The 23,356-nt window shown below is 65.8% G+C and carries 21 protein-coding genes; 15 read left to right on the forward strand and 6 right to left on the reverse strand.

What is annotated here, in order from left to right:
- Positions 1 to 207: 207 nt before the first annotated feature.
- A complete protein-coding gene (locus ACFFJ6_RS02260; RefSeq protein ID WP_378383910.1) occupies positions 208 to 1,170 on the forward strand; it encodes a cation diffusion facilitator family transporter in 963 nt (320 codons plus the stop codon).
- Here ACFFJ6_RS02260 and ACFFJ6_RS02265 read toward each other — a convergent pair whose 3' ends face one another.
- Positions 1,171 to 2,559: a hypothetical protein gene (locus ACFFJ6_RS02265; protein ID WP_378383912.1), complete on the reverse strand. Its 1,389-nt coding sequence runs from the start codon at positions 2,557 to 2,559 to the stop codon at positions 1,171 to 1,173.
- Between the two features lie 392 nt (positions 2,560 to 2,951).
- Here ACFFJ6_RS02265 and ACFFJ6_RS02270 point away from each other — a divergent pair, with 392 nt between their 5' ends.
- The 4 genes from ACFFJ6_RS02270 (at position 2,952) to ACFFJ6_RS02285 (ending at position 7,332) form a co-directional block, all read left to right on the forward strand.
- Complete coding sequence (locus ACFFJ6_RS02270; protein WP_378383914.1) at positions 2,952 to 3,818, forward strand: ADP-polyphosphate phosphotransferase; 867 nt, start codon at positions 2,952 to 2,954, stop codon at positions 3,816 to 3,818.
- A gap of 103 nt (positions 3,819 to 3,921) precedes the next feature.
- Positions 3,922 to 4,695, forward strand: coding sequence for an enoyl-ACP reductase FabI (gene fabI, locus ACFFJ6_RS02275; RefSeq protein WP_378383916.1), 774 nt, complete (start codon positions 3,922 to 3,924; stop codon positions 4,693 to 4,695).
- A gap of 19 nt (positions 4,696 to 4,714) precedes the next feature.
- A complete protein-coding gene (locus ACFFJ6_RS02280) occupies positions 4,715 to 6,133 on the forward strand; it encodes a bifunctional enoyl-CoA hydratase/phosphate acetyltransferase (protein ID WP_378383918.1) in 1,419 nt (472 codons plus the stop codon).
- Positions 6,130 to 7,332 carry an acetate/propionate family kinase gene (locus tag ACFFJ6_RS02285; protein WP_378383920.1) on the forward strand — a complete coding sequence of 401 codons (1,203 nt, stop codon included), beginning with the start codon at positions 6,130 to 6,132 and terminating at the stop codon, positions 7,330 to 7,332. Before ACFFJ6_RS02280 ends, ACFFJ6_RS02285 begins: the two co-directional genes overlap by 4 nt.
- On the opposite strand, the gene ACFFJ6_RS02290 is transcribed toward ACFFJ6_RS02285, so the two are convergent.
- Positions 7,329 to 8,597: a diguanylate cyclase domain-containing protein gene (locus ACFFJ6_RS02290; protein WP_378383922.1), complete on the reverse strand. Its 1,269-nt coding sequence runs from the start codon at positions 8,595 to 8,597 to the stop codon at positions 7,329 to 7,331. The genes ACFFJ6_RS02285 and ACFFJ6_RS02290 overlap by 4 nt on opposite strands.
- Positions 8,598 to 8,710: 113 nt before the next feature.
- Entirely contained in the window at positions 8,711 to 9,637 is a 927-nt protein-coding gene (locus ACFFJ6_RS02295; RefSeq protein ID WP_378385704.1) for a PaaI family thioesterase, read from the reverse strand.
- A gap of 217 nt (positions 9,638 to 9,854) precedes the next feature.
- On the opposite strand from ACFFJ6_RS02295, the gene ACFFJ6_RS02300 reads away from it, so the two are divergent.
- Positions 9,855 to 10,133 (forward strand): hypothetical protein, encoded by a 279-nt coding sequence (locus ACFFJ6_RS02300; RefSeq protein ID WP_378383925.1) that lies wholly within the window; start codon positions 9,855 to 9,857, stop codon positions 10,131 to 10,133.
- 129 nt (positions 10,134 to 10,262) lie between these two features.
- Complete coding sequence (locus ACFFJ6_RS02305) at positions 10,263 to 11,003, forward strand: thermonuclease family protein (RefSeq protein WP_378383927.1); 741 nt, start codon at positions 10,263 to 10,265, stop codon at positions 11,001 to 11,003.
- 6 nt (positions 11,004 to 11,009) lie between these two features.
- Here the strand turns inward: ACFFJ6_RS02305 and ACFFJ6_RS02310 are convergent, their stop codons facing one another.
- Positions 11,010 to 11,801 (reverse strand): enoyl-CoA hydratase/isomerase family protein, encoded by a 792-nt coding sequence (locus tag ACFFJ6_RS02310; RefSeq protein WP_378383929.1) that lies wholly within the window; start codon positions 11,799 to 11,801, stop codon positions 11,010 to 11,012.
- A 130-nt stretch (positions 11,802 to 11,931) separates the two neighbouring features.
- Here ACFFJ6_RS02310 and ACFFJ6_RS02315 point away from each other — a divergent pair, with 130 nt between their 5' ends.
- Entirely contained in the window at positions 11,932 to 13,488 is a 1,557-nt protein-coding gene (locus tag ACFFJ6_RS02315) for a long-chain-fatty-acid--CoA ligase (protein WP_378383931.1), read from the forward strand.
- Positions 13,489 to 13,651: 163 nt separating this feature from the next.
- On the opposite strand, the gene ACFFJ6_RS02320 is transcribed toward ACFFJ6_RS02315, so the two are convergent.
- Positions 13,652 to 14,536, reverse strand: coding sequence for an IclR family transcriptional regulator (locus ACFFJ6_RS02320; protein WP_378383933.1), 885 nt, complete (start codon positions 14,534 to 14,536; stop codon positions 13,652 to 13,654).
- A 125-nt stretch (positions 14,537 to 14,661) separates the two neighbouring features.
- On the opposite strand from ACFFJ6_RS02320, the gene ACFFJ6_RS02325 reads away from it, so the two are divergent.
- The 6 genes from ACFFJ6_RS02325 (at position 14,662) to ACFFJ6_RS02350 (ending at position 20,216) form a co-directional block, all read left to right on the forward strand.
- Positions 14,662 to 15,528: a MaoC/PaaZ C-terminal domain-containing protein gene (locus tag ACFFJ6_RS02325; protein WP_378383935.1), complete on the forward strand. Its 867-nt coding sequence runs from the start codon at positions 14,662 to 14,664 to the stop codon at positions 15,526 to 15,528.
- Positions 15,529 to 15,694: 166 nt separating this feature from the next.
- Complete coding sequence (locus tag ACFFJ6_RS02330) at positions 15,695 to 16,939, forward strand: ABC transporter substrate-binding protein (RefSeq protein WP_378383937.1); 1,245 nt, start codon at positions 15,695 to 15,697, stop codon at positions 16,937 to 16,939.
- 3 nt (positions 16,940 to 16,942) lie between these two features.
- Positions 16,943 to 17,662, forward strand: a complete 720-nt coding sequence (locus ACFFJ6_RS02335) for an ABC transporter ATP-binding protein (protein WP_378383939.1) — start codon at positions 16,943 to 16,945, stop codon at positions 17,660 to 17,662.
- Positions 17,655 to 18,359, forward strand: coding sequence for an ABC transporter ATP-binding protein (locus tag ACFFJ6_RS02340; RefSeq protein WP_378383941.1), 705 nt, complete (start codon positions 17,655 to 17,657; stop codon positions 18,357 to 18,359). The genes ACFFJ6_RS02335 and ACFFJ6_RS02340 overlap by 8 nt, the downstream gene beginning before the upstream one ends.
- Positions 18,360 to 18,369: 10 nt before the next feature.
- Positions 18,370 to 19,233 (forward strand): branched-chain amino acid ABC transporter permease, encoded by an 864-nt coding sequence (locus ACFFJ6_RS02345; RefSeq protein ID WP_378383943.1) that lies wholly within the window; start codon positions 18,370 to 18,372, stop codon positions 19,231 to 19,233.
- Complete coding sequence (locus ACFFJ6_RS02350; protein WP_378383945.1) at positions 19,230 to 20,216, forward strand: branched-chain amino acid ABC transporter permease; 987 nt, start codon at positions 19,230 to 19,232, stop codon at positions 20,214 to 20,216. The genes ACFFJ6_RS02345 and ACFFJ6_RS02350 overlap by 4 nt, the downstream gene beginning before the upstream one ends.
- 52 nt (positions 20,217 to 20,268) lie before the next feature.
- Here ACFFJ6_RS02350 and ACFFJ6_RS02355 read toward each other — a convergent pair whose 3' ends face one another.
- A complete protein-coding gene (locus ACFFJ6_RS02355) occupies positions 20,269 to 21,336 on the reverse strand; it encodes a glycosyltransferase family 4 protein (RefSeq protein WP_378383947.1) in 1,068 nt (355 codons plus the stop codon).
- 254 nt (positions 21,337 to 21,590) lie between these two features.
- Here ACFFJ6_RS02355 and ACFFJ6_RS02360 point away from each other — a divergent pair, with 254 nt between their 5' ends.
- Positions 21,591 to 23,348, forward strand: a complete 1,758-nt coding sequence (locus tag ACFFJ6_RS02360) for an ABC transporter ATP-binding protein (protein ID WP_378383949.1) — start codon at positions 21,591 to 21,593, stop codon at positions 23,346 to 23,348.
- Positions 23,349 to 23,356: the final 8 nt, after the last annotated feature.

Below are 23,356 nucleotides of genomic sequence, written 5' to 3' on the forward strand. Positions count from 1 at the left end.
TAGTCTCAGCGCCATCCAATCCCAGAGCCGCGCGGTCATCCGCGCGGCTTTTCGTTGATCGGCTCGCGCTGAGGGATAGGCCCGGAGGGGATCGGTGAAACCACATTGAGGGCTCAGCATTGGGTTCCGGACTGCGACGGAATCAGCATGTGTCGGTTGGACGCTTGGGGATGACGGCGCCTGACCGGCAATGGAGCGCCCTGATCGATGTCGTCATCCTCGTCGAAGCCCGCGATTTATGCGGCACTGGTCGGCAATCTGGCGATCGCCGTGACCAAACTGGCGGCCGCGTCGTGGACCGGCAGTTCGGCGATGCTGAGCGAGGGCGTGCACTCGCTGGTCGACACCGGCAATGAGATCCTGCTGCTGTACGGTCTTCATCGGGCCGCGCGGCCGCCCGATGAGATGCATCCGCTCGGGCATGGCCGCGAGTTGTACTTCTGGAGCTTCATCGTCGCGCTGCTGATCTTCGCGATCGGTGCCGGCGTGTCGTTCTACGAGGGCGTAATCCACGTCATCACGCCCGAGCCGATCACCGACGTGAAGATCAACTACATCGTGCTCGGCTTTGCCTTCCTGTTCGAGAGCGGCTCATGGTACGTCGCCTGGAAAGGCTTTCGAACCGCGACGCCGGATCTCGGGGTGGTGCCGGATCTCGACTACATCGAGGCCGCGACCCGCAGTAAGGACCCGACGACATTCATCGTCCTGTTCGAAGATAGCGCCGCGCTGATCGGAATCCTGATCGCGCTGGCCGGCACCTTCGCATCGGATTATTTGGCAATGCCGGCGCTCGACGGCGTCGCGTCGATCGGCATCGCGCTGTTGCTGGCCGCGACCGGCGCCTTCCTGGCGCGGGAGAGCAAAGGACTGCTGATGGGCGAGCCCGCCGGGCCACGCACCCGCGAACGGATCCTGCAGATTGCCCGCCGCCGTGATGCGGTGGTGAGCGGCGAGGATCTGTTCACGGTTCACCTCGCCCCGCGTCAGGTGCTGGTGGCGCTGAGACTGGATTTTGCCGAAGACTGCCCTGGCCGCGAGATCGAGCGCGAGTTCGGCGAGCTGGACGCCGAGATCAGGCGAAGCTGCCCCGACGTCGTGGCGGTGTTCATCAGGCCGCGACTGCAGCCGCAGCCCGCACCCTCGGCACTTGCCGAACCGACGGCCTGATCAGTCGGCGACGTCTTCGTCGCCGTCCGCGTTGCGGCGATCGACGAAGTACTTGATCGCCGCGATCAGCACCACGAAAGTCGCGATCCAGACGATGCGGGCACCGTAGCGGTCGTGCGGGCCGGAGATGATGCCGCAGATCATCGCGTTGCCGAGCAGGGCGGTGGCGACGAAGCCGGCGAGCAGCGAGACGTCGTCGAGTTCGCGCCGCGCCAGCGCACGGCCGAGGATCCCTAGCAGGAGGACCATCGACCCGAGCGCGACCGGCACGTGCACCCAGTTCACCGCGTTGAAATTGATGTCCCAATGCTGCTGCCGCGCGGCGCGCATCGCCGGCACCTGATTGGGCATGTAGCGCTCGATGATGCCGTAGGTGTGCGGAATCCAGCCGTTGGTGCCTTCGCCGGTGCCGACGTGCACGAGCTGGTCCCAGGTCGCCTTGGCGGCGGCCTTGGCCTGCATCCACGGATAGGCGGTGACCGCCTGCCGCGAGATGAACTCCATCTCGTCGCTCAACCCTTCGAAGCGGCCGAGCTTGTCGAACATGTTGTTGCCGCCCCACAGGAAGTCGTCGCCGGTCGGCGGCAGCTCGTTCTTGTAGGGGCAGAGCTTCAGCTTCACGGTGGTGCAGTGGTCGTCGAGATAGCGCTTGATGATGCCGTCCTGCAGCATCCGGCCGAATGCGACGCTGGAGCCGCCGGGCGTCCACGACACGGTTCCGGATAGCGCGTAGTTGGTGGCAAGCAGCAGCAGCGAGCCGGCGATCACCGTGGCGCTGCCCTGCGCCAGGCCCGCGGCGGTAAGCCGGCCGCGCAGAAACGGCAGTAGCAGCCAGCCGGCGACGCACAGGCCGGTCAGCACGCCGACGGTGGCGCTATGGGTGGCGGCCGAAAACGTGGTGAAGGCGAACAGCAGGATCTTCTCGACCGTCGAGGTCCGGTCGCGGCAGGTTACCAGCAGATACAGCGTCAGCACCGACAGGCCGGCAAAGATGTCGGTCAGCAGCATGCTGGTGATCCACGGCAGCGCCGTGGTGGCCACCAGCGCAACGCCGACCGCCGCCAGCCAGAACGGCCGGGTGATGTTGAACACCCGCAGCGTCAGCTGCAGGATCCAGAGCGTGACGATCGCCTGGAAGCCGAGATTGATCCAGAACTGCGACGTCTCGCCGAAGTGCAGATAGAGGCCATAGGTCGTCGACCGGCTCGGCACCAGATAGCCTTCGTACCAGCGGGCCAGGTAGCCGCCGGTATCGTACTGGAGCAGCGGGTAGCCGTTCCACAGCGCCGGGGCGAGCAGCAGCAGAGGCAGCGCGAACAACGCGATCCGTGCCGAGAGCGAGCGGCGTGACTGCGCGGCGAGAACCTTGGCTTGAGCGGAAGTGTCCATGTCGAGGGGTCTTGTCAGCCGTTGTTTGCTGCGATCGCTCGGCTGGATATGGCGGGCAGGTCGTCGCCGCGCAGACGCGGGCTCCTCACGTGCAGCACCATACTTGTTCCCGCTGATCTCTCAAGTTGGACCTGATCAGCAGGCTAGCCGTCCGGCCGGCATCCTTGTGTGAAGGGTCTAATTGCTTGGAATTACGGTCGCTTTGTGTCCGCCCGGGCGCCTGCCGATCACTCGGCGGGGTGCCCGGAGCCTGACGGGCGACCATAAACGGCCGATCATGAACGAAGGCTGACTATTCGGCCCGGGCAGTCCGGTGTGTGTTTGCAGTCCGTCTCAGCTATATTCCGCCGGATGCCCGGTGATCCGGGTCCGGACCGGGAATGGAAGAGCGGATGAAGATCAAAACCAAGCAGTTTCGCGTCGAGGAAGGCAGCAACGTCGACCTCGATAAGTGGCCTACGCTGGTCGACCCGTTCTACGAGTCCAAGGAAAACTACCAGGAAATGCTCCGCGGCCATGTCGCGCGGCTCGCCGAGCAGCAGAAGCTGCTCTATGCCAGCAATCGCCACGCGATCCTGCTGATCTTTCAGGCGATGGACGCCGCCGGCAAGGACGGTGTGATCCAGCACGTGATGTCCGGGGTCAATCCGCAAGGCTGCCAGGTTTTCAGCTTCAAGCACCCGAGCGCCACCGAGCTGAAGCACGACTTCCTGTGGCGCACCACCCGCGACCTGCCGGAGCGCGGCCGGATCGGCATCTTCAACCGCTCCTACTACGAGGAAGTGCTGATCGTCCGCGTCCATCCGGAGATCCTGCAGAGCGAGGCGGTGCCGAACGGGCCGGCCGGCAAGCAGTTCTGGCACAAGCGCTACCGATCGATCCGTGACGCCGAGAAACATCTGCATGCCAACGGCACGCGGATCGTCAAATTCTTCCTGCATCTGTCCAAGGAGGAGCAACGCAAGCGCTTCCTGGCGCGAATCGACGAGCCCGACAAGAACTGGAAGTTCAGCGCCGCCGATATCGAGGAGCGCAAGTACTGGGACGACTACATGAAGGCCTACGAGCACTGCCTCAGCGAGACCAGTCTCGAGGAAGCGCCGTGGTACGTGGTCCCCGCCGACGACAAGCAGAACACGCGGCTGATCGTCTCGCAGATCATTCTGGAGACGATCGAGGACTTGAAGATGTCTTATCCCGAGACCTCGCCGGCGCGGCGAAAAGAGCTCTTGAAGCTCCGGCGCCAACTCGCAAAGTAGTGCGTCTGGCGAAGCCTGCCCGCGGTGTGGCCCGCGTGCATCGGCCGATGGTCGAACGGCGTCGGTCATGGGCATGACACACCGGGCAGGGTAGGGATCTGCCATGACACAGCACGCACATCTGCAGGGCAGGAAGGGCCTGGTGGTCGGCATTGCCAATGCCGACAGCATCGCGTTCGGCTGCGCCCGCGCGTTCCGCGACGCCGGTGCCGACCTCGCCGTCACTTACCTCAACGACAAGGCGAAGCCCTATGTGGCGCCGCTGGCCGAACAGCTGCAGAGCCCGATCGTGGCGCCCTGCGACGTGCGCGAGCCGGGCCAGCTCGAAGCGGTGTTCGCGCAGATCGCCGAGCGCTGGGGACGGCTGGATTTTCTGCTGCATTCGATCGCCTTCGCGCCGAAGGAGGATCTCCACGGCCGCGTCGTCGATTGCTCGCAGCAGGGCTTTGCGATGGCAATGGACGTGTCCTGCCATTCCTTCATCCGCATGGCGCGGCTCGCCGAGCCGCTGATGCCGGATGGTGGCTGTCTGCTCACGGTCTCGTTCTACGGCTCCGAGAAGGTGGTCGAAGACTACAACCTGATGGGGCCTGTGAAGGCGGCACTGGAAAGTTCAGTGCGCTATATGGCGGCCGAACTGGCGCCGAAGCATATCCGCGTCCACGCGCTGTCGCCCGGGCCGCTGAAGACCCGCGCCGCCTCCGGAATCGGCCATTTCGACGAGCTGATGGAGCGCACCCGCGCTCGCGCGCCAGCCCATCAGCTCGTCAGCATCGAGGACGTCGGCCATGTCGCGGCCTTTCTGGTCGGCGACGGTGCACGCGCGCTGACCGGCAACATCGAATACATCGACGCCGGGTATCATATCGTCGGCTGATCGCCGGCTGGAGAATGGCATGGAGCAGATCCAGAACCGCACCTTCGACGAGATCGCGGTGGGCGACACCGCGAGCCTGGTGCGCACGCTGACCTATCGCGACATCGAGGTGTTCGCGGTGATGTCCGGCGACGTCAATCCGATGCATGTCGATGCCGCCTTTGCCAAGAGCGATCACTTCCACCAGGTGGTGGCGCACGGCATGTGGGGCGGTTCGCTGATCTCGACGCTGCTCGGCACGCAGCTGCCCGGTCCCGGCACGATCTATCTCGATCAGTCGCTGCGCTTCGTTCGTCCGGTGCTGCTCGGCGACACCGTCACCGTGTCGGTGACGGTGAAAGAGAAGAATGACGCGAAGAAGCGCCTGCTGCTCGATTGCCGCGCCACCAATCAGAACGGCGATGACGTCATCGTCGGCCTCGCCGAAGTGATCGCGCCGACCGAGAAGATCACCCGACCGCGCGTGCAGCTTCCGGAAATCGACATGCATCCGGTTGCGCGCCGCTACGAGCGGCTGATCGAGATGACGCAAGGGCTGGAGCCGCTGCGCGTCGCGGTGGTGCATCCGGTCGATACGCCGTCGCTGCTCGGCGCCGTCGAGGCGCAGCGCGCCGGGCTGATCGTGCCGGTGCTGGTCGGGCCGGAATCGAAGATTCGCGCCGCGGCGGCGCAGGCGTCGGTCGATCTGTCCGCTTATGAAATTGTCGCGACCGAGCACAGCGATGCGGCCGCTGCGGCCGCCGTGGCGATGGCCCGTTCCGGCAAGGTCGAAGCCCTGATGAAGGGCGCGCTGCACACCGACGAACTGATGCGCGCGGTGGTCCATCCGGTGCGCGGCCTGCGCACCGCGCGGCGGATCAGCCACGTCTATGCGGTGGATGCGCCCGACTATCCGCGCGCGCTGCTGGTCACCGACGCCGCGATCAACATCTATCCGACGCTCACCGACAAGCGCGACATCATCCAGAACGCGATCGATCTCGCGCATGCGCTCGGCATCGAGCAGCCGCGGGTCGCGATCCTGTCGGCGGTCGAGACCGTCACCGAAAGCATCCGCTCGACGCTGGACGCTGCGGCGCTGTGCAAGATGGCGGAGCGCGGCCAGATCACCGGCGGGATTCTCGACGGACCGCTGGCGTTCGACAATGCGGTGTCGGCGGAAGCCGCCAAGACCAAGGGCATCGTCTCGCCGGTGGCCGGCCGCGCCGACATCTTCGTGGTGCCGGACCTCGAGGCCGGCAACATGCTGGCCAAGCAGCTCGAATATCTGGCGCGCGCGCATGTCGCCGGCATCGTGCTCGGCGCCCGCGTGCCGATCATCCTCACCAGCCGCGCCGACAAGACGCTGGCGCGGCTCGGCTCCTGCGCGATCGGCCTGCTGATGGCACGGCATAGGGCGGCGGTGCTGCCCATCCTGTCGTCCGGAGATGCCGCATGAGCGACATCCTGCTTGTGCTCAACGCCGGTTCGTCCAGCATCAAATTCGCCCTGTATGAGGCGCATACCGAGCCGACGCAGGACCATCTGATCTGCGAGGGGGGCATCGGCAGCCTCGGCCATTGCCCCCACCACAAGGTGGTCGACCGCCATGGCGCGACGGTGCACGAAGCCTATCTGCCCGAAGGTGCCGGCCATGACGACGCGATCGCGGCGCTGATCGGCTGGATCGAACAGCGCTTTCCCGACCAGCGGATCGCGGCGGCTGGGCATCGCGTGGTGCACGGCGGCGATTTGTTCGATGCGCCCGCCCATATCGACGCCGGTGTGATCGAGCAGCTCCGCAGCTTCATTCCGCTGGCGCCGCTGCATCAGCCGCACAGCGTCGCCGCGATCGAGGCGCTGGCAAAGCTGCACCCGAAACTGCCGCAGGTCGCCTGTTTCGACACCGCGTTCCATCATCACCTGCCGCCGGTGGCGACGTGGTTCGCGCTGCCGCGCGAACTCACCGCGCAGGGCGTGCGTCGCTACGGCTTTCACGGCATTTCCTACGAGTATATCGCCAGCCAGTTGCCCACAGTGGCCGGGCAGGAGATTGCCGACGGCCGGGTCGTTGTCGGCCACCTCGGCGCCGGTGCCAGCATGTGCGCGATGCATGCGCGCAAGAGCATCGCCACCTCGATGGGGTTCACCGCGCTCGACGGGCTGATGATGGGCAGCCGCACCGGCGTGCTCGATCCCGGCGTGGTGCTGTATCTGCTGCAGCAGAAAGGCATGACGCCCGATGCGATCAGCGACTTGTTGTATCGCCAGTCCGGCCTGCTGGGCGTCTCCAGCATCAGCGACGACATGCGCACGCTGCTCGCGAGCGACGATCCGCGGGCCGAAGAAGCGATCGCGCTGTTCGTGTATCGCATCGGCCGTGAGTTGGGCTCGCTCGCCGCGGCGCTCGGCGGCCTCGACGCGCTGGTGTTCACCGCCGGCATCGGCGAACGCGCTCCCGAAATCCGCCGCCGGGTTTGCGCTCAGGCGGCCTGGCTCGGTGTCGTGCTGGACGGCCACGCCAACGCCAACCTGTCCGGCGCCGGGCGGATCAGCAGCGACGAGAGCAAGGTCGCTGTCTGGGTGATCCCGACCGACGAGGATCTGATGATCGCCTGCCAGGTCTGGCGATTGGTGGACGGCGGTCGGCCGGCTTAGAGCGGCAAGTTGAGCGTCGTCCGCGCCGGATGCTCGGCGCTGTCCATCGCCGGATCGGGCGCGCGCGTTTCGCAGAACTCCGGCGCCAGCGGGATGTTTTCAGTGACTGCTGCGAGCGGCCGCTGCTGTCCGGCCCGGTTGCGCTTCGCGGCATAAAGCGCCGCATCCGCCTTCCCGAGCAGCGCGTCGAGCGAGGTCCCGTCCGTCGGCGCCAGCGCCGCGCCGACGCTGGCGCCGAGCACGATGACGTTGCCGTCGATGATGTAGGGCGCCGACACGGCCGAGACGATGCGGTCGCACAAAGCCTTGATCTCGTCCCGGCTGCCGACATCCGCCTGGATCACGATGAATTCGTCCCCGCCGACCCGCGCGGCAAGATCGCTGTGTCGCAGCAGCCCGGTCAGGCGCATCGCGACGATCTGCAGGATCTCGTCGCCGGCGGCGTGGCCGAAGCGGTCGTTGGCCTCCTTGAAGAAGTCGAGGTCGATGCAGATCACCGCGAAGCCCTCGCCGTGGCGGTGCAGCCGCGCGGCGGCCTCGTCGAAATGCTCGGACAGGCGCAGCCGGTTCGGCAGCTTGGTGAGCACGTCGGCGCGTGCCAGATGCGCCGCCTCGGCGCGCAGCGTGAGCTGCTCCTTGGTGGTGTCGTGGATATAGACGATCAGTTCGAAACCGCCGAAGAAGAAGATCAGGAACAGCAAGGCCTGCGCGGTGTGCATCAGGTCGAAATTCCACAGCGCCGCGCCGACCGCCGGGATCACCGAGACCGCGAGGCTGGCCTTGACGATCCACGGCCGGATCGAGAACCGGGTGGTGGTGCCGGCGCAATAGCCGAACACCAGGCCGCTGGCGACCATATGGGCGGTGAGATCGGGCAGCAGGAAGCAGCGCAGCGCGAAGCCGCCGACGCAGACGCCGGTCGAGATGACGCCGATCGCGAGGCGGCGCTCCCATACTTTGGCGGAGGCGACATCGAGCTTATGCCGGTCGAAAGTGCGGTCGAACGCGACGCAGAGAGTGAGGCGCCCGAGCGTCACCAGCATGCCCGCCACGCCGATCGCGGGACTGATCAGGTCGCCGGTTTGGTAGCCGACCGCGGCGCCGACCATCAGGATGGCGGTCCCGACCACGACGATCGGCCAGCGCGCGGTGTAGAGCAAGCGCACGAACTCGATATAAACGGTGTTCGCGACTTTGCTGTCCGGCGTCATGGTGAAGGTCTCGAAGTCGTTTCGATCCGCCGCCTGAACGAAGCAGACGGTCAACCGATACCTGTTGAGAGTGAGACCTATTCGACCAAAGCTGAATCCCCGGTGAAACACAGGGGCAGCTTCCGAGCGTTGGTGAATCCGCCCTTAAAGTTAGGGCGCAAGTTCGATCAAGACTCGGCGGACTCGGTCGAGGCGCTGTCGCCGTGCGGGCGCAGTTTGAAATGCCCGTAGCAAGAGGCGATCGGCTTGTCAGGATCGGACTGATAGGCCTGGGCCTCGAAGGCGACGACGCGGCGGCCCTGCTTGACGATCGACACCTTGGAGAAAGTGTCGATCGGCCGCCCGGACCGCAGGTAGTTCACGGTGAGTCCGATCGGCTTCGGGGCGGCGGCCAGCCCGATCTCGCGATGCACTTTGAGGATGGACGCGGTTTCGAGAAAGGCGCCGATCACGCCGCCATGCAGTGCCGGCAGGATCGGATTGCCGATCTGCTTCGGATCATACGGCATCACCGTGTTGGCGTGCTCGTCGACGCGGATGCCGAGGAAGCGCGCATAGGGGCTAATCGCGAGCGGCCCGTCGTCGTCGTCCGGCGCCACCAGCGGCGGCGGCGTGTCGAACTTCACCTTCGGCTCCTGCCGCAGCATGTCGGTGCGGTTGGCGCCGATCATGAACATCGCGGTGGCGCTGGCGATCGGATCGGACTCGTCGTCCTGATAGGCCGTGGCGCGTACGAAGGCGATGGAGCGGGTGACATGATAGCAGTGCGCGTGGGCGCGGATCGCCTGGCCCGGCGTCGCCGGCCGCAGATAGTCGATGCGCAGATCGAGCGTCGCGATCGCCTGCGTGCTCTGCAGTGCGAACTGCACCGCCATGCCGCAGCTTTCGTCGAGCATCAGCGTCACCACGCCGCCATGGATCACACCGGTGCGCGTGTCGCCGACGAACACCGGATGATAGGGCAGGCTGCTCCAGGCCTCGCCCGGCGCGTAGCGGTCGAGCTGCAGGCCGATGAGGCCGCCATGGACCGAGCGGCGAAGCTTGATGAGGTTCGCCTTCTGCTCGACGGCGAGCGCGGGATCTGAGGAGGACATGTCCGACATGCGCGACTTTCTAGCAAGGCGCCCGGGCGTCGGGAAGCGCTCCGACGAGCCCATGCCCATGCGTTGACGCTGGGGCCCCTGGAGGCAGGACCGGGCAAGGCGCGGCTGCAGGCTTTGTTTACCATCTCGTGCGACGCTGGCGCAGTGGTCGGTGTGGAGTTGCGTTGTGCGTATTGTCAGATTGCTGTTGCCGCTGTTGGCGAGTGTCGTGACCTCTTCCTGGGCGATGGCGGCCGATTATGTGGCACCCTATCGGCCCGCCTACCGACAGGCCTATCGGCCGCCGGTGGTCTACGCGCCGCGTCCGATCGGCATTCCGCAGGCGCCTCCGGTGATCTGGGTCGAGGCGCCGCCGCAATATGTCCAGCATCTGGTTCCGGTCGGAAGCTGCGGCGGTTGTGGGCCGCGTTACGCTCCCGTCGGCGAATGGCGCCGCACGCCGCCGCCGTCGTTCTGGGACTCGGTGTATCGCGACTACGGCTACTGATCGCTTCATCTTTCCGCTGAAGACGTCCGCGCGGCTGCGTTTGCTGCTGCGCGCGCCCGGAATCGCGCTATAGCTGGCCGGACGGCGCCGCGAGCGCCGTCGTCGGCATGGCTGGGGCGAGAGGGCTGGATGTTTGCTGTCATTGTGGTGTTGGCACTGCTGGTCGGTACGCCCGCGATGGCGGCCGATGTCGTCGTCAAGGATGCGGCGACGCTGCAACTCGGCGGTGTGACCTATCGGCTCGAAGGCATCGACGCGCCTGAGCTGGACCAGCGCTGTATCAACGAATTCGCCGATCTGTCCGCTTGCGGCCTCGAAACGCGGGATGCGGCGGTCAAGCTGATCGCTGGCCGCGCCGTGACATGCCGCGACCTCGGGCCCGATCCGGTGTTCAACGGCCGAAGGATCGGCGCCTGCACGATCGCCGGCGACAGCATCGGCCTCAGTCAGCGGCTGGTCCAGGCCGGATTGGCGCTGAACGCCGATCCCAAAGGCGGCTTCGCTGCCGACGAGGCCAAAGCCAAGGACGCGCGCGGCGCGCTGTGGAAGGGCTGCTTCGTCGCTCCGCATAGCTTTCGCCGCTGGGACAAGACCGCACCGCTGTTCGGCTCCGCCTGCCGTGACGATCGCAAGACGGCGATGCTCGCCCTGATGTTTCCTGATATGCCGCCGGCGCCGGACGGCTGCACCATCAAGGGCAAGCTTGCCAAGCGCGCGCGCCTCACCGGCAATGTCGGCGTCTATCAGCTGCGCGGCTGCCCGAGCTACGCCAGCCTGGAGAAACCGAACCGCTGGTTCTGCTCGGAGGATGACGCCCGCGCCGCCGGGTTCCGCAAGGCCTACAATTGCCGGATCAGCGTCAAGCCCTGAGCGCGGTCAGCGCCGCGTTTTGAAATCGGGCTTGCGCTTGCCGAGAAACGCCGCGACGCCCTCGGCGAACTCCTCGCTGCCGAATGCGACGCCCTGCGCAAAGGCTTCCAGCGCGAAGAATTTCTCGATCGGCTCGAACGCACCGTTGACCAGCATCTTGGTCAGCCCCAGCGACGTCGCCGGGCCCGCGGCCAATTCGGCCGCAAGCGCCACCGCAGCGTCCATTAGCTCGCCGGCCGGCACCACGCGCTTGGCGATGCCGAGCGTTAGCGCTTCGTCGGGCTCCACGCGGCGATTGGTCAGCAGGATATCCTTGGCGCGCATCGCGCCGATCGCCCGCGGCAGCGTCAGCGCCAGGCCGAGGTCGGGCGCCGCGCCGAGCCCCGGGAAGGCGGCCCGGAAGTAAGCCTGATCCGACATCAGCACGATGTCGCAGAGCAGCGCCAGCGAGAACCCGGCGCCGGCGGCGGAGCCGTTGACCGCGGCGATCACCGGCTTCTCCGCGGTCAGCAGGCGCTGCGCCCAGGCGTGCGTCACCTCCATCCGCCGCCGCACCTGCGCTGCGCCGCGCTCGGCCATGTTGCTGATATCACCGCCGGCGCAGAACGATGTTCCGGTGCCGGTGATCACCAGGCAGCGCACCGACGGATCGACGAGCAATTCCGGGATCCGTGTTTCGAGGTGATGTTTGACGGCGGGCTGCAGCGCGTTGCGGGTCGCCGGGCTGTTGAGGCGAACGACCATCACGTCGTCGCGACGGTCGAAGATCACGGCATCGCCGCCTGCTTCGGCTGACATGTTCCCATCCCTTGTGTTGTTTTCCACAGCCTAGCGCATCACCGGCGCATTTGCGAAATCGATTTTCGCAATGCTAGGATTGCGCCAAACACAAGACTGCAAACACAAGACTTCCACGGGACGGAAACTCATGCAGCTCACCGCGGGCCTCCGCAAGGCCGCTTCGTTTCGCGCGCGCGAAACCGCGCTGGTGACGCCGGAGCGCAGTTTCACGCACGGCGACGTTCAGGATCGCATCGCGCGCTTCGCTGCGGCATTGCGGCGGCTTGGCGTTGCACCGGGCGACCGCGTCGCGATCCTGGCGGCCAACGGCGCCGCCTATGTGGAGAGCTACTTTTCGGTGCTGTGGGCCGGCGGCGTCGTGGTGCCGGTCAATTCACGCTTCGCGTTGCCGGAGATGATCGAGCAGATCGCCGACGCCGAGCCGTCGCTACTGATCAGCGACGCGGCGTTTCTCGACAGCGCCGTGCAGCTCGCCGAGGCCTGCCCATCGCTGCGTTATGTCATCGCCGATGCTCCGACTTCCGGACTGGCGCGCGTCTACGCTTACGAGGATCTGATCGCCAACACGCCGCCATGCGACGATGCCGGGCGCGGCGGCGAGGATCTCGCCTGCCTGTTCTACACCGGCGGCACCACTGGGCGGTCCAAGGGCGTGATGCTCAGCCACCGCAATCTCTGGGTCAACGCGGTGGTGACGGCGATGGCGTTCGGTTTCGACGAGCACACCGTGGCGCTGCACGCCGGGCCGCTGTTTCACCTCGGCGCCGGCGCGCGGGTCTACACGACATCGATCATGGGCGGCCGTCACGTCGTGATCCCGCGCTTCACGCCGGCCGACGTGCTGGAGGCGATCAGTCGTCACAAGGTGACGGTCGCGACCTTCGTGCCGACCATGATGGGCATGATCCTGCAATCGCCGGATCTCGACCGCTACGATCTCTCCAGCCTGAAGCTGATCACTTACGGCGCCTCGCCGATGCCGGAGCCGGTCCTGCAGGAATGCCTGCGCCGGTTTCCCAACATCCGGTTCGGGCAGTCTTACGGCATGACCGAGCTGTCACCGGTCGCGACCATCCTGACGCCCGACGATCATCTTCCGTCGGCGCCGCGGCATCGGCTGCGTTCCGCCGGCCGCCCGATCGTGTCGGCGGAGGTGAAGATCGCTGGCCCGGACGATCGCGATCTTCCGCACGGCGAGGTCGGCGAGATTCTGGTGCGCGGCCCGATGGTGATGATGGGCTATTGGCGCAAGCCGGAACTGACGGCACAGACGCTGCGCGGCGGCTGGATGCACACCGGCGATTCCGGCAGCTTCGATGCCGACGGCTATCTCTATATTTCCGACCGCATCAAGGACATGATCATCTCGGGCGGCGAGAACGTGTATTCGATCGAGGTCGAGAACGCGATCAGCGCGCATCCCGAGGTGATGCAGTGCGCGGTGATCGGCATCCCGCATCCGAAATGGGGCGAGACGGTGCATGCCGTGGTGGTGCGTAAGCCGGGCGCGACGCTGACTGCCGACGAGCTGATCGCGTTCTGCCGCGCCGTGATCGCCGACTACAAGGTCCCGCGCAGCATCGACTTCCGCGACGACCCGCTGCCGCTGTCGAGCGTCAACAAGGTCAACAAAGCCGCGCTGCGCGCGCCGTATTGGGATGACAAAGAGCGGCGGGTGAACTGAGACGACGGGCCCACGTCGTCATTGCGAGGAGCGCAGCGACGAAGCAATCCAGCTTCGTGCACGGCGTTTCTGGATTGCTTCGCTGCGCTCGCAATGACGGGGAGAGGCCTTGTCGCATGTCGATAGGTTGCTCTGAACTCAAACGAATGGGAGCCCGGATGGATCATCCACCGAGCGCCGCGCTGATCGCTCTCGCCGCCCGAGCCAGCGCCGGGCCGTGTTTCTCGTTCAGGTCCTGCTGCGAGACCAGATAGGCCGGGCCACCGAAGCTGAGCGTGTAGACCGGGCCACCGTTCGGCGGCACGATCGCGGCGCCGACGGCGTTGACGTCGTTGCGCCACTCGCCGATCGAGATGCAGAACCCGCGCTTGGCCATCTCCCGCGCCGAGCGCGCGATCGCTTTCTCGAGTTTCGGCCAGTCGGCGCCGTGATGCGCACGCAATTCGGCCAGCAGCGCGTTGCGTTCGTCCTCGCCGATCACCGCCAGATAGGCCCGGCCGAGCGAGGTGGTGGCGATCGGTACGCGCGAGCCCGGTGGCAGCCGGAGCCCGATCAGCGCGTCGCTCTCGCAGCTCTCGATGTTCAGCATCATCAGCCGCTCGCGGGTACCGAGCCCGACATGCAGCTGGCTGTCTTCGGCCAGTCTGGTCATGATCGGCAGCGCGGCCTTGCGGACATCGAGATTGGCGAGCGCCGCGTAGCTCAGCGCCAGGGCCCGCGCGCCGAGCTGATAGGTCGCCGAGCGCGGCTCGTAGGTGAGATAGCCGAGCTGGATCAGCGTGTGGGTCATCCGCGAGATCGTCGGCTTCGGCAAGCCGGTGCGCTCGGCGAGTTCCTGATTGCCGAGCGCGCGGTCGCCGGCGCGAAACGCGCCGAGCACGTCGAGGCCGCGGGCCAGCGCCGACACGAACATCCGGCCAGCGTCGTCCTCGCTCGCCTCTGCGCGAGGCCGCCGCGACGCGCGTTGCATCGCCTCGTTGCGCGCGCCGGCCTTCTTCGCTGGAGCCTGGCTCGGCTTGGTCGGGCGACGCGATCTGCCGGTGGTCATCGGGGCTCCGGAAACTCGGCCGCAGCGCGGCGGATCAAAACATTTGCGAAAATCGATTTCGCATATTGTGCGAGCCGCGCCCGGGTGGCAAGTTGCCGCAAAAATGAGGACGAGGAAGCTCTCCGATGGCAATCGACCCGGGCCGGCTGCGGGACTGGCCCATTCCCGAGATCGAGCAGACCTACACCGAACGCGACACCATGTTGTACGCGTTAGGACTCGGCCTCGGCGCCGATCCGCTCGACACCCGGCAGCTGCGTTACGTCTACGAGCAGGATCTGCAGGCGCTGCCGTCGATGGCGGTCGTGCTCGGCTATCCGGGATTCTGGCTCGGCAACGAAGAGACCGGCGCCGATTGGCGCAAGGTGTTGCACGGCGAGCAGGGTTTCGAGATCTTCAAGCCGCTGCCGGCCAAGGGCTCGGTGATCGGCCGCTCGCGCGTCACCGGCCTGTTCGACAAGGGCGCCGGCAAGGGCGCCGTGCTGCTGTCCGAGCGCGACGTCGTCGACAAGGCGAGCGGCGAACTGCTGTGCCGGCTGACCTCGACCACGATGTTGCGCGGCGACGGCGGCTTCGGCGGCCCGTCCGGTCCGCTGCCGGCGCCGCATCCGATGCCCGAACGGGCGCCCGACCTGTCATCGCGGATCGCAACGTCGCCCAATGCGGCGCTGATCTATCGGCTGTCGGGCGACTACAACCCGTTGCACGCCGATCCGGAAGTTGCGCGCAAGGCGGGCTTTGACAAGCCGATCCTGCACGGGCTGTGCACCTTCGGCGTCGTCTGCCGCGCGCTGGTCGAACTGTGCTGCGACGACGATCCCAAGCGTCTGGTGAAGATGCAGGTGCGCTTCTCCTCGCCCGTCTATCCCGGAGAAACGATCGTCACCGAGGTCTGGAAGGACGGCGATGGGGCCGTGTCGTTCCGCGCCAAGGTGGCCGAGCGCGACATCGTGGTGATCAACAACGGCGCGGCGACGATCGCTGCGGCGTGAGGTGAAATTCCGTCCGCAGGAAAGTTGCGCGCGGGCGTCACGCGGCACCGCCGCCCGGACGTGTGACGATCGCGCGATCTCGACAACATTCACTTGGGCCGGTGCCCGCACATCGCTATAAGCCCGCGGCGCCTGCCGCGACTAACAACAACCAGGAGGAACGCCCTTGTCCATTTCCCGTCGCTCATTCGGAATCGGCGCCACTGGTCTGATGCTCGGCACGGTGGCGTCACCATGGATTCGCAATGCCAATGCGGCGCCGCCGCCGATCAAGATCGGCGTCATCAATTCGATGAGCGGCGGTCTCGCCGCCTACGCGCAGGAAGGTCAGCCGGCGTTCGAGTACATCGTCAAGAAGATCAACGACGGCGGCGGCATCAAGAGCAAGGACGGCGCCAAGATCCAGCTGATCCAGGCCGACGACACCAGCCAGCCGGCGCGCACCGCCACCGAGGCGCGGCGCCTGATCACCGAGGAGAAGGTGCAACTGCTGACTGGCACCATCCTCAGCGCGCAGATGCTGGCGCTGACTCCGGTGCTCGACGAGCTCAAGGTGCCGACGCTGTCGATCTGGGCCGGCGGCGCGCATTCCAGCTACATGTTTTCGCTCGGCTATCCCTACGATCGCGGCTACGCGCAGTCGATGCACGACTTCATCAAGTCGCTGCGCGACGACAGCAAGTTCCCGATCAAGACCGCAGTGATGAGCTACTCGAACTACGAGGCCGGCCAGCAGGTCAACAAGTTCCTGGTCGATAAGTTGAAGGCGAGCGGCTTCGAGGTGATCGGCGAAGCGCCGCTCGACACCAAGGCTCAGGACCAGACCTCGGCGATGATCCGCATCCGTTCGCTGAAGCCCGATATCGTCACCGGGCTGGTGACGCCGCGCGACGGCATCTTGCTGCATCAGGCGCGCTACAACCTCAACTATCACAACAGCCTGTTCGTCGGCGGCACCGGGGGCTATTCGGATCTGTCGCTGTGGAAGGATCTCGGCCCCGAGATCGGCAAGGCGGTGCTGACGCGCAATCTGTTCGCGATGACCGGCTTCAGCCCCGGCGCCAAGATCGACTCGATGCAGAAGATCATTGCCGAGCTGCGCGACGTCGCCAAGATCGACCGGATCGGCCAGGGCGCGATCCAGTACGCGCAGGGCGCGCGCGTCCTGCAGCACGTGCTGGAGAAGGCGTCGTCGCTGGAGCCGGCGGCGCTGCTGGAATCCTTCAAGGCCTTCGACATTCCGTTCGGCGATCCCGATCTCTACGTCGCCAAGCCGAAGGGCCTGCAGTTCGCCGAGGACCGGCTGCTGAAGGACGGCTCGGCCATGATGGTGCAGTGGATGCCCGATCAATCGCAGGAAGTCGTGTTCCCGAAAGAGTTCGCGCAGGCCGCTCCGCGCCCGAAGAGCTGAGCCGTGGCGCTTCTCGAAGTCGATAACGTCAGCAAGCGGTTCGGCGGTCTGCTGGCACTCAACGACGTCAGCTTCGCCGTCGAGCGCGGGGAAATCCTCGGCATCATCGGCCCGAACGGCGCCGGCAAGACGACGCTATTCAGCGTCATCTCCGGCTTCGCGCCGCCGACCAGCGGCGAGGTGCGGTTCGACGGCCAGCGCATCACCGGCATCTCGCCGGACCGGCTGACGCGGCGCGGCCTGGTCCGCAGCTTCCAGATCGTCCAGACCTTCGCCGACATGACGACGCTCGAGGTCGTCACCACGGCGGCGCTGACGCGTCGCCCGATCCGCGAGGCGACCGACTACGCCGCCGCGGTGCTGACCCGCGTCGGACTCGGCGGCAAGCTCAGTGAGACGCCGGCGACGCTGTCGTTGCAGGACAAGAAGCTGCTCGAAGTCGCCAAATGCGTCGCGACCGATCCGCAATGCATCCTGCTCGACGAGGTGATGGCGGGCCTCACCATGGCCGAGACCGAAGCGCCGATGCAGATCATCCGCGAGCTCAACCAGTCCGGCGTCACCATCGTGATGGTCGAGCACGTCATGCCGGTGATCATGCGGATGGCGACCCGGATGGTGGTGATCAATTTCGGCGAGAAGATCGGCGAAGGCACCCCGGACGCCATCATCAAGGATCAGAAGGTGATCGACGCCTATTTCGGGGAGCACCTTGATGCTTGAGGTCGAAGGGCTCGTGGCCGGTTATGGCGGCACGCCGATGCTGCGCGACGTCTCGGTGCGGCTCGCGGCCGGCGAGATCGTCGGCCTGCTCGGCGCCAACAATGCCGGCAAGACCACGCTGATCAACTGCCTGTCGGGCGTGGTCACGCCGATGGCCGGCCGCATCCTGTTCGAAGGCCAGGACGTCACCCGCGCCACCGCGCGCGAACGTGTCGAACTCGGCATCATTCAGGTGCCCGAGGGCCGGCTGGTGTTTCCGGAGATGAGCATCCGCGAGAACCTGCTGCTCGGCGGCTTCTGCGATCGCGCGCGGCCGCATCGGCCGGCGCAGATGGAGAAGGTGCTCGAGTTGTTTCCGCGGCTGAAGGAGCGGCTCACTCAGGCCGCCGGGACGCTGTCCGGCGGCGAGCAGCAGATGCTGGCGATCGGCCGCGGGCTGATGGCCGAAGCCCGCATCCTGATGCTGGACGAGCCGTCGCTCGGCCTGTCGCCGCTGTTCGTGCAGTACATCTTCGAGATCATCGACAGACTGCACAAGGACGGCCTGACCATGCTGCTGGTCGAGCAGAACCTCAATCTGACGCTGCGCCACGCCCAGCGCTGCTACGTGCTGGAGCGCGGGCAGATCGCGGTCGAGGGCGACGCCGACATCGTCAGGAACGACCCGCGGACGCGGCAGGCCTATCTCGGGCTGTGAGGAGAATGAAGTGAGCGAGTTCTGGCAGGCCTTGGCGCAAGGCGTTCTGATCGGCAGCACCTATGGGCTGCTCGCGCTCGGCATGGGGCTGGTGTACGGCGTCAGCGGCATCGTCAATTTCGCCCATGGCGACTTCATCTCGCTGGCGATGTTCATGTCGCTGGCGCTGTTCTCAGCCTTCGCGATGGACCCCTACGTCTCGGCGGCGATCACCATCCCGGTGATGGCGGCGATCGGCGCGCTGGTCTATCGCTTCCTGTTACGGCCGATGGCCGGGCATCAGTTCCTGATGATCGTGCAGCTCACGCTCGGCCTCAGCCTGCTGCTGCAGAACGGCATCCTGATGGTGTTCGGCGGCCAGCCGGCCCGCGTGCCGTCGGTGGTCGAATCCAAGCTGATCATTCTGGGCGACGTGGTGCTGCGGATGCCCAACGTGATCGCCTGCGTGGTCGCCTTCGCGATGGCGATCGGCCTCTATGTGATGCTTCGCTCGACCGATTTCGGCCGCTCGATCCGCGCCGTGCATCAAAACGCCCGCGCCGCCGCGCTGATGGGTGTCGACGTCGGCCGCGTCCAGGTCGTCACCTTCGCGATCGGCGTCGCCATTCTGGCGGTCGCGGCCGCGCTGCTGCTGCCCGGCACGCCGATCCAGCCGACGCAGGGGCTGCAATACACCGTGATCACGCTGCTGATCGTCGTGCTCGGTGGCATGACCAATTTCGTCAGCATCATGCTCAGCGGCCTCGTCATCGGCCTCGCCGAAGCCTTCGGCACCGTCTACATCTCGGACGCGCTGGGCCGGCTGGTGCCCTATGCGATCTTCGTGCTGATCATGCTGTTCCGTCCGCAGGGCCTGACCTGGAGGACGTCATGATCAATGACGGCTTCTATAAGACTCTGGCGTCGCCGGCGCTGTGGGTGATGCTGCTGCTCGCCGCGGCGCTGCCGCTGGCGCTCAACAGTTATTATCTGCACATCCTCACCATCGCGCTGGTCTATGTGGCGCTGGCGTCGGCCTGGAATATCGTCGGCGGCATGGCCGGGCAGATTTCGCTGGCGCACAGCCTGTTCATCGGCACCGGCGCGATGCTGGCGGCGGCGCTGCAGGTCAAGCTCGGCATCAACATGTGGGCCGGGCTGGTGATCTCCGCCGCGGTCGCTGGCGCGCTCGGCGCGCTGATCGCCTGGATCGACTTCCGGTTTCAGCTCGGCCATCTGTCGTTCGTGCTGATCACGCTGGCCTTTGCCGAGATGGCGGCGATCGTGGTCGAGGGCTGGGAGTTTCTCGGCGGGGCCTCCGGCCTGCTGCTGCCGCGCGACACCGGCGATGTGCTGGCATTCCAGTTCGGCGGCGTGCAGGGCGCGTATTGGGTGATGCTTGGGCTGTCGGCGGTGATCGTGCTGATCAACGTCGCCATCCTCAACGCGCCACTCGGCTATTATCTGCGCACCATCCGCGACAACGAGAAGGCCGCGCAGGCAATCGGCGTCGACGTGCTGCGCCACAAGATCGTCGCGATGACGATCTCGGCGGTGCTGACCTCGATCGTCGGCACCTGCTATGTCCGCTATCTCACCTTCGCCGATCCGTATCAGCTGGCGTCGCCGACCATCACCATCGAGATCGTGCTGTTCGCCACCGTCGGCGGCCTCGGCCGTGCATTCGGCCCGGCGCTCGGTGCGTTGCTGCTGGTGCCGCTCGGCGAGGTGCTGCGCGGCCAGCTCGGCGGCGCTGTGCCGGGGCTGCATTACTTCATCTATGGCGTGGTGGTGATCGCCGTCATTATGGTGACGCCGCGGGGCCTGCTGCCGCTGTTCGAAAAGCTGCTGCGGCGTCGACGGGCTGCCGCGCCGTAAAAAAATCGGCGCGGGGGGCCCGCGCCGATGAACTTGAAATCCGCGACGGCGGTTACTCGGCCGACACCAGCTTGATCCGCGGCGGCGTCGCTTTGGCGACCAGGCTGCGATAGGCCGATAGATAATCGAGCGCCATCCGTCGCGCCGTGAAGCGCTCCTCGAAGCGGGCGCGGATCGCCGAGCGGTCGAGCTCTTCGAGCTGATGCACGGCCGCAACCGCGCTGGTCTCGTCCTCGACGATGTAGCCGGTCAGCCCCGACTCGATGATCTCGGGCACCGAGCCACGATTGTAGGCGATCACCGGCGCGCCGCAGGCCATCGACTCGATCATCACCAGCCCGAACGGCTCCGGCCAGTCCAGCGGCAGCAGCAGGCCGAGCGCGCCGGACAGAAACTCCGACTTCTGCTGATCGCCGATCTCGCCGATGAACTCGATCAGCGGGTGATGCAGCATGGGCTCGATGACCTGGTCGAAATAATCCTGATCGGCGCGGTCGACCTTGGCGGCGATCTTCAGCGGAATGTCGGCCCGGATCGCGATCCGGATGGCGCGGTCGACGCCCTTCTCCGGCGCGATGCGTCCGAGCACGGCGAGATAGCCGGGTTTGGTTGCGATCGGCGACAGCAGATCGGCGGGAAGCCCGTGGTGGATGGTGCGGACCCAGTTGGCGTTCGGCACGGGCCGCCGCTGCGAATCCGAAATCGACACGACCGGGATCTCGGAGAAGGTCGAGAACACCGGCTGATGTTCGGGAAGATCGAGACGCCCGTGCAACGTCGTCAGAAATGGCGTCGGCTGGCGATGAAACAGCGACCACGGATAGTAATCGAGATGAAAGTGAAGGAGGTCGAACTCTTCGTTGTCACATCGCCGTCGTACTTGTTCCAGCATCATCATGTGCAGCGCGTTCGGATCGCGGACGGCGCCATCGAGCCGCAGCGCGCGCGGCCAAGGCGCTTCTAGCTTGGCCGATGTGATCGAATCGCCGCTGGCAAACAACGTCACGTCGTGGCCGAGTGCCACGAGTTCTTCCGTCAACCAATGCACCACGCGTTCGGTGCCGCCATAGAGCTTCGGGGGAATAGCCTCGGTGAGGGGAGCAACCTGCGCGATGCGCATCGACTAATCTCCTGTTGTTACGTGCATACGTGAACATGGGCTTGAAGCGATCGGCACCGGCACTGCCAGCTCCGGGAACGTTTTCGCACCTGCGAGGTTCCTTGCACGCGCTCACTTCTTCCACGTTGCTGTCTTGTTGATGCCACTTCCCGATGCCTTCTTGCGGTTTCCGAGAATGGAACAGGGCAGTGATCCCGGCGTAAAGCTGTATCGCTAGCGACCTTGGCGAAGATGCGTTGCGGAGGCGGATTTTTATGGACTCTCTATCAGGCTACTCGCGTCGCCCGTTTGCCTTCATTTTGCGCTACGTTCGTCAAAGACCGGGCACACATACGATCATTCTCGGGTGTGTTTTGTTGGCAGTTGCCTGTTCTGTCGGCACTCAGTACGGCGTCAAGTATCTGGTCGATGGATTGAGTGGCGGGCAATCCGGTGTCGTCTGGCTCGGCTTTCTGTTTCTCGTCTCGCTGATCGCCGCTGATAATCTGTTGTGGCGCGTCGCCAGCTGGGTGGGGAGTTTCACCTTTCCCGCCGTCACCGCCGATCTACGGCGGGATATGTTCAAGCATCTGACCGGACACGCGCCGAGCTATTTCTCCGATCGGCTGCCTGGCATGCTGTCCAGCCGAATTACCGCGACGTCGAACGCGGTATTCACGATCGAGAACATGTTCGTCTGGAACGTGCTGCCCCCGTGCATCGCGACCTTCCTGGCGATTATCCTGATCGCCTCGGTGAGCGGCGTCATGGCGCTGACGCTCGGCATAGCGGCGGCGCTGTTGCTCGCGCTGGTGTTCAAACTTGCCGCCGACGGCAAGCCGCTGCACGATGAATTCGCCGACAAGGCCGCGACCGTCGATGGCGAGATGGTCGACGTCATTAATAATATGCCGCTGGTGCGTGCATTCTGCGGTCTCGGCTACGAACATGCTCGTTTCGAGAACACGGTCAATCTCGAGGTCAACGCCCGCGGCCGCAGCCTGCGCTATCTGGAGCGGCTGAGGCTGTTGCATGCGGTGATCACGATCATCCTGACCGTCGCGCTGCTCGCCTGGGCCATCATGCTGTGGCAGCGCGGCGGCGCGTCGACCGGCGACGTCGTGCTGATCTGCACGCTCGGTCTGTCGATCCTGCATGCGACTCGCGATCTGGCGGTGGCGTTGGTCGACGTCACCCAGCACGTCGCCCGTCTGGCTGAAGCGATCGCGACGTTGCTGACACCGCACGAACTGAGCGATCATCCCGAAGCAGAGCCGCTGGTTCGGGCCGGCGCGGCGATTACGTTCAATAACGTGTCGTTCCAGTATCCCGGCGGTTCCAAAGTCTTCGACCGTTTCACGCTGCGGCTCAATGCCGGCGAGCGCGTTGGCTTGGTCGGCACTTCCGGTGGCGGCAAGTCGACTCTGTTCACGCTGCTGCAGCGCTTCTATGACGTGCAGGACGGCAGTATCACGATCGATGGCCAGGATATCTCGCGCGTGACGCAGCACAGTCTGCGCGAGGCGATCTCGGTGGTGCCGCAGGATATTTCGCTTTTCCAGCGCTCGATCCGCGATAACATCCGCTACGGGCGGCCCGGCGCCAGCGATGAGGACGTGATGCGGGCGGCGATCGCGGCGCGCTGCGATTTCGTCGATACGCTGCCGGAAGGGCTCGACACGATGGTCGGCGACCGCGGCTTCAAGCTGTCCGGGGGGCAGCGGCAGCGGCTGGCGATCGCGCGCGCTTTCCTGAAGGATGCTCCGATCCTGCTGCTCGACGAGGCGACGGCGGCGCTCGATTCGGATTCCGAAGAAGCGATTCGCGAAGCGCTGGCGCGGCTGATGCACGGCCGCACCGTGATAGCCATCGCGCACCGGCTTGCGACGCTGCGCAACTTCGACCGCGTGGTCGTGCTGCAGAATGGTCGTATCATCGAAGACGGCCCGCCGGATCGGCTGATGCAGGGGCAGGGCCCGTATCGCGACCTGGTCGCGCGTGAGATCAGCCGTCTGGCCGCCCACGCTGCCTGACGCAACGC

Source organism: Rhodopseudomonas telluris, assembly GCF_042432815.1.
GTDB classification, from domain to species: Bacteria; Pseudomonadota; Alphaproteobacteria; order Rhizobiales; family Xanthobacteraceae; genus Rhodopseudomonas; species Rhodopseudomonas telluris.

Bases quoted from the DNA above. Each gene is read 5' to 3' on its own strand.
- ACFFJ6_RS02355 (WP_378383947.1), bottom strand. From the start codon at position 21,336: ATGCGCATCGCGCAGGTTGCTCCCCTCACCGAGGCTATTCCCCCGAAG.
- ACFFJ6_RS02295 (WP_378385704.1), bottom strand. From the start codon at position 9,637: ATGTCCTCCTCAGATCCCGCGCTCGCCGTCGAGCAGAAGGCGAACCTC.
- ACFFJ6_RS02270 (WP_378383914.1), top strand. From the start codon at position 2,952: ATGAAGATCAAAACCAAGCAGTTTCGCGTCGAGGAAGGCAGCAACGTC.
- ACFFJ6_RS02325 (WP_378383935.1), top strand. From the start codon at position 14,662: ATGGCAATCGACCCGGGCCGGCTGCGGGACTGGCCCATTCCCGAGATC.
- ACFFJ6_RS02265 (WP_378383912.1), bottom strand. From the start codon at position 2,559: ATGGACACTTCCGCTCAAGCCAAGGTTCTCGCCGCGCAGTCACGCCGC.
- ACFFJ6_RS02260 (WP_378383910.1), top strand. From the start codon at position 208: ATGTCGTCATCCTCGTCGAAGCCCGCGATTTATGCGGCACTGGTCGGC.
- ACFFJ6_RS02305 (WP_378383927.1), top strand. From the start codon at position 10,263: ATGTTTGCTGTCATTGTGGTGTTGGCACTGCTGGTCGGTACGCCCGCG.
- ACFFJ6_RS02360 (WP_378383949.1), top strand. From the start codon at position 21,591: ATGGACTCTCTATCAGGCTACTCGCGTCGCCCGTTTGCCTTCATTTTG.
- fabI (WP_378383916.1), top strand. From the start codon at position 3,922: ATGACACAGCACGCACATCTGCAGGGCAGGAAGGGCCTGGTGGTCGGC.
- ACFFJ6_RS02350 (WP_378383945.1), top strand. From the start codon at position 19,230: ATGATCAATGACGGCTTCTATAAGACTCTGGCGTCGCCGGCGCTGTGG.
- ACFFJ6_RS02280 (WP_378383918.1), top strand. From the start codon at position 4,715: ATGGAGCAGATCCAGAACCGCACCTTCGACGAGATCGCGGTGGGCGAC.
- ACFFJ6_RS02340 (WP_378383941.1), top strand. From the start codon at position 17,655: ATGCTTGAGGTCGAAGGGCTCGTGGCCGGTTATGGCGGCACGCCGATG.
- ACFFJ6_RS02285 (WP_378383920.1), top strand. From the start codon at position 6,130: ATGAGCGACATCCTGCTTGTGCTCAACGCCGGTTCGTCCAGCATCAAA.
- ACFFJ6_RS02320 (WP_378383933.1), bottom strand. From the start codon at position 14,536: ATGACCACCGGCAGATCGCGTCGCCCGACCAAGCCGAGCCAGGCTCCA.
- ACFFJ6_RS02315 (WP_378383931.1), top strand. From the start codon at position 11,932: ATGCAGCTCACCGCGGGCCTCCGCAAGGCCGCTTCGTTTCGCGCGCGC.
- ACFFJ6_RS02310 (WP_378383929.1), bottom strand. From the start codon at position 11,801: ATGTCAGCCGAAGCAGGCGGCGATGCCGTGATCTTCGACCGTCGCGAC.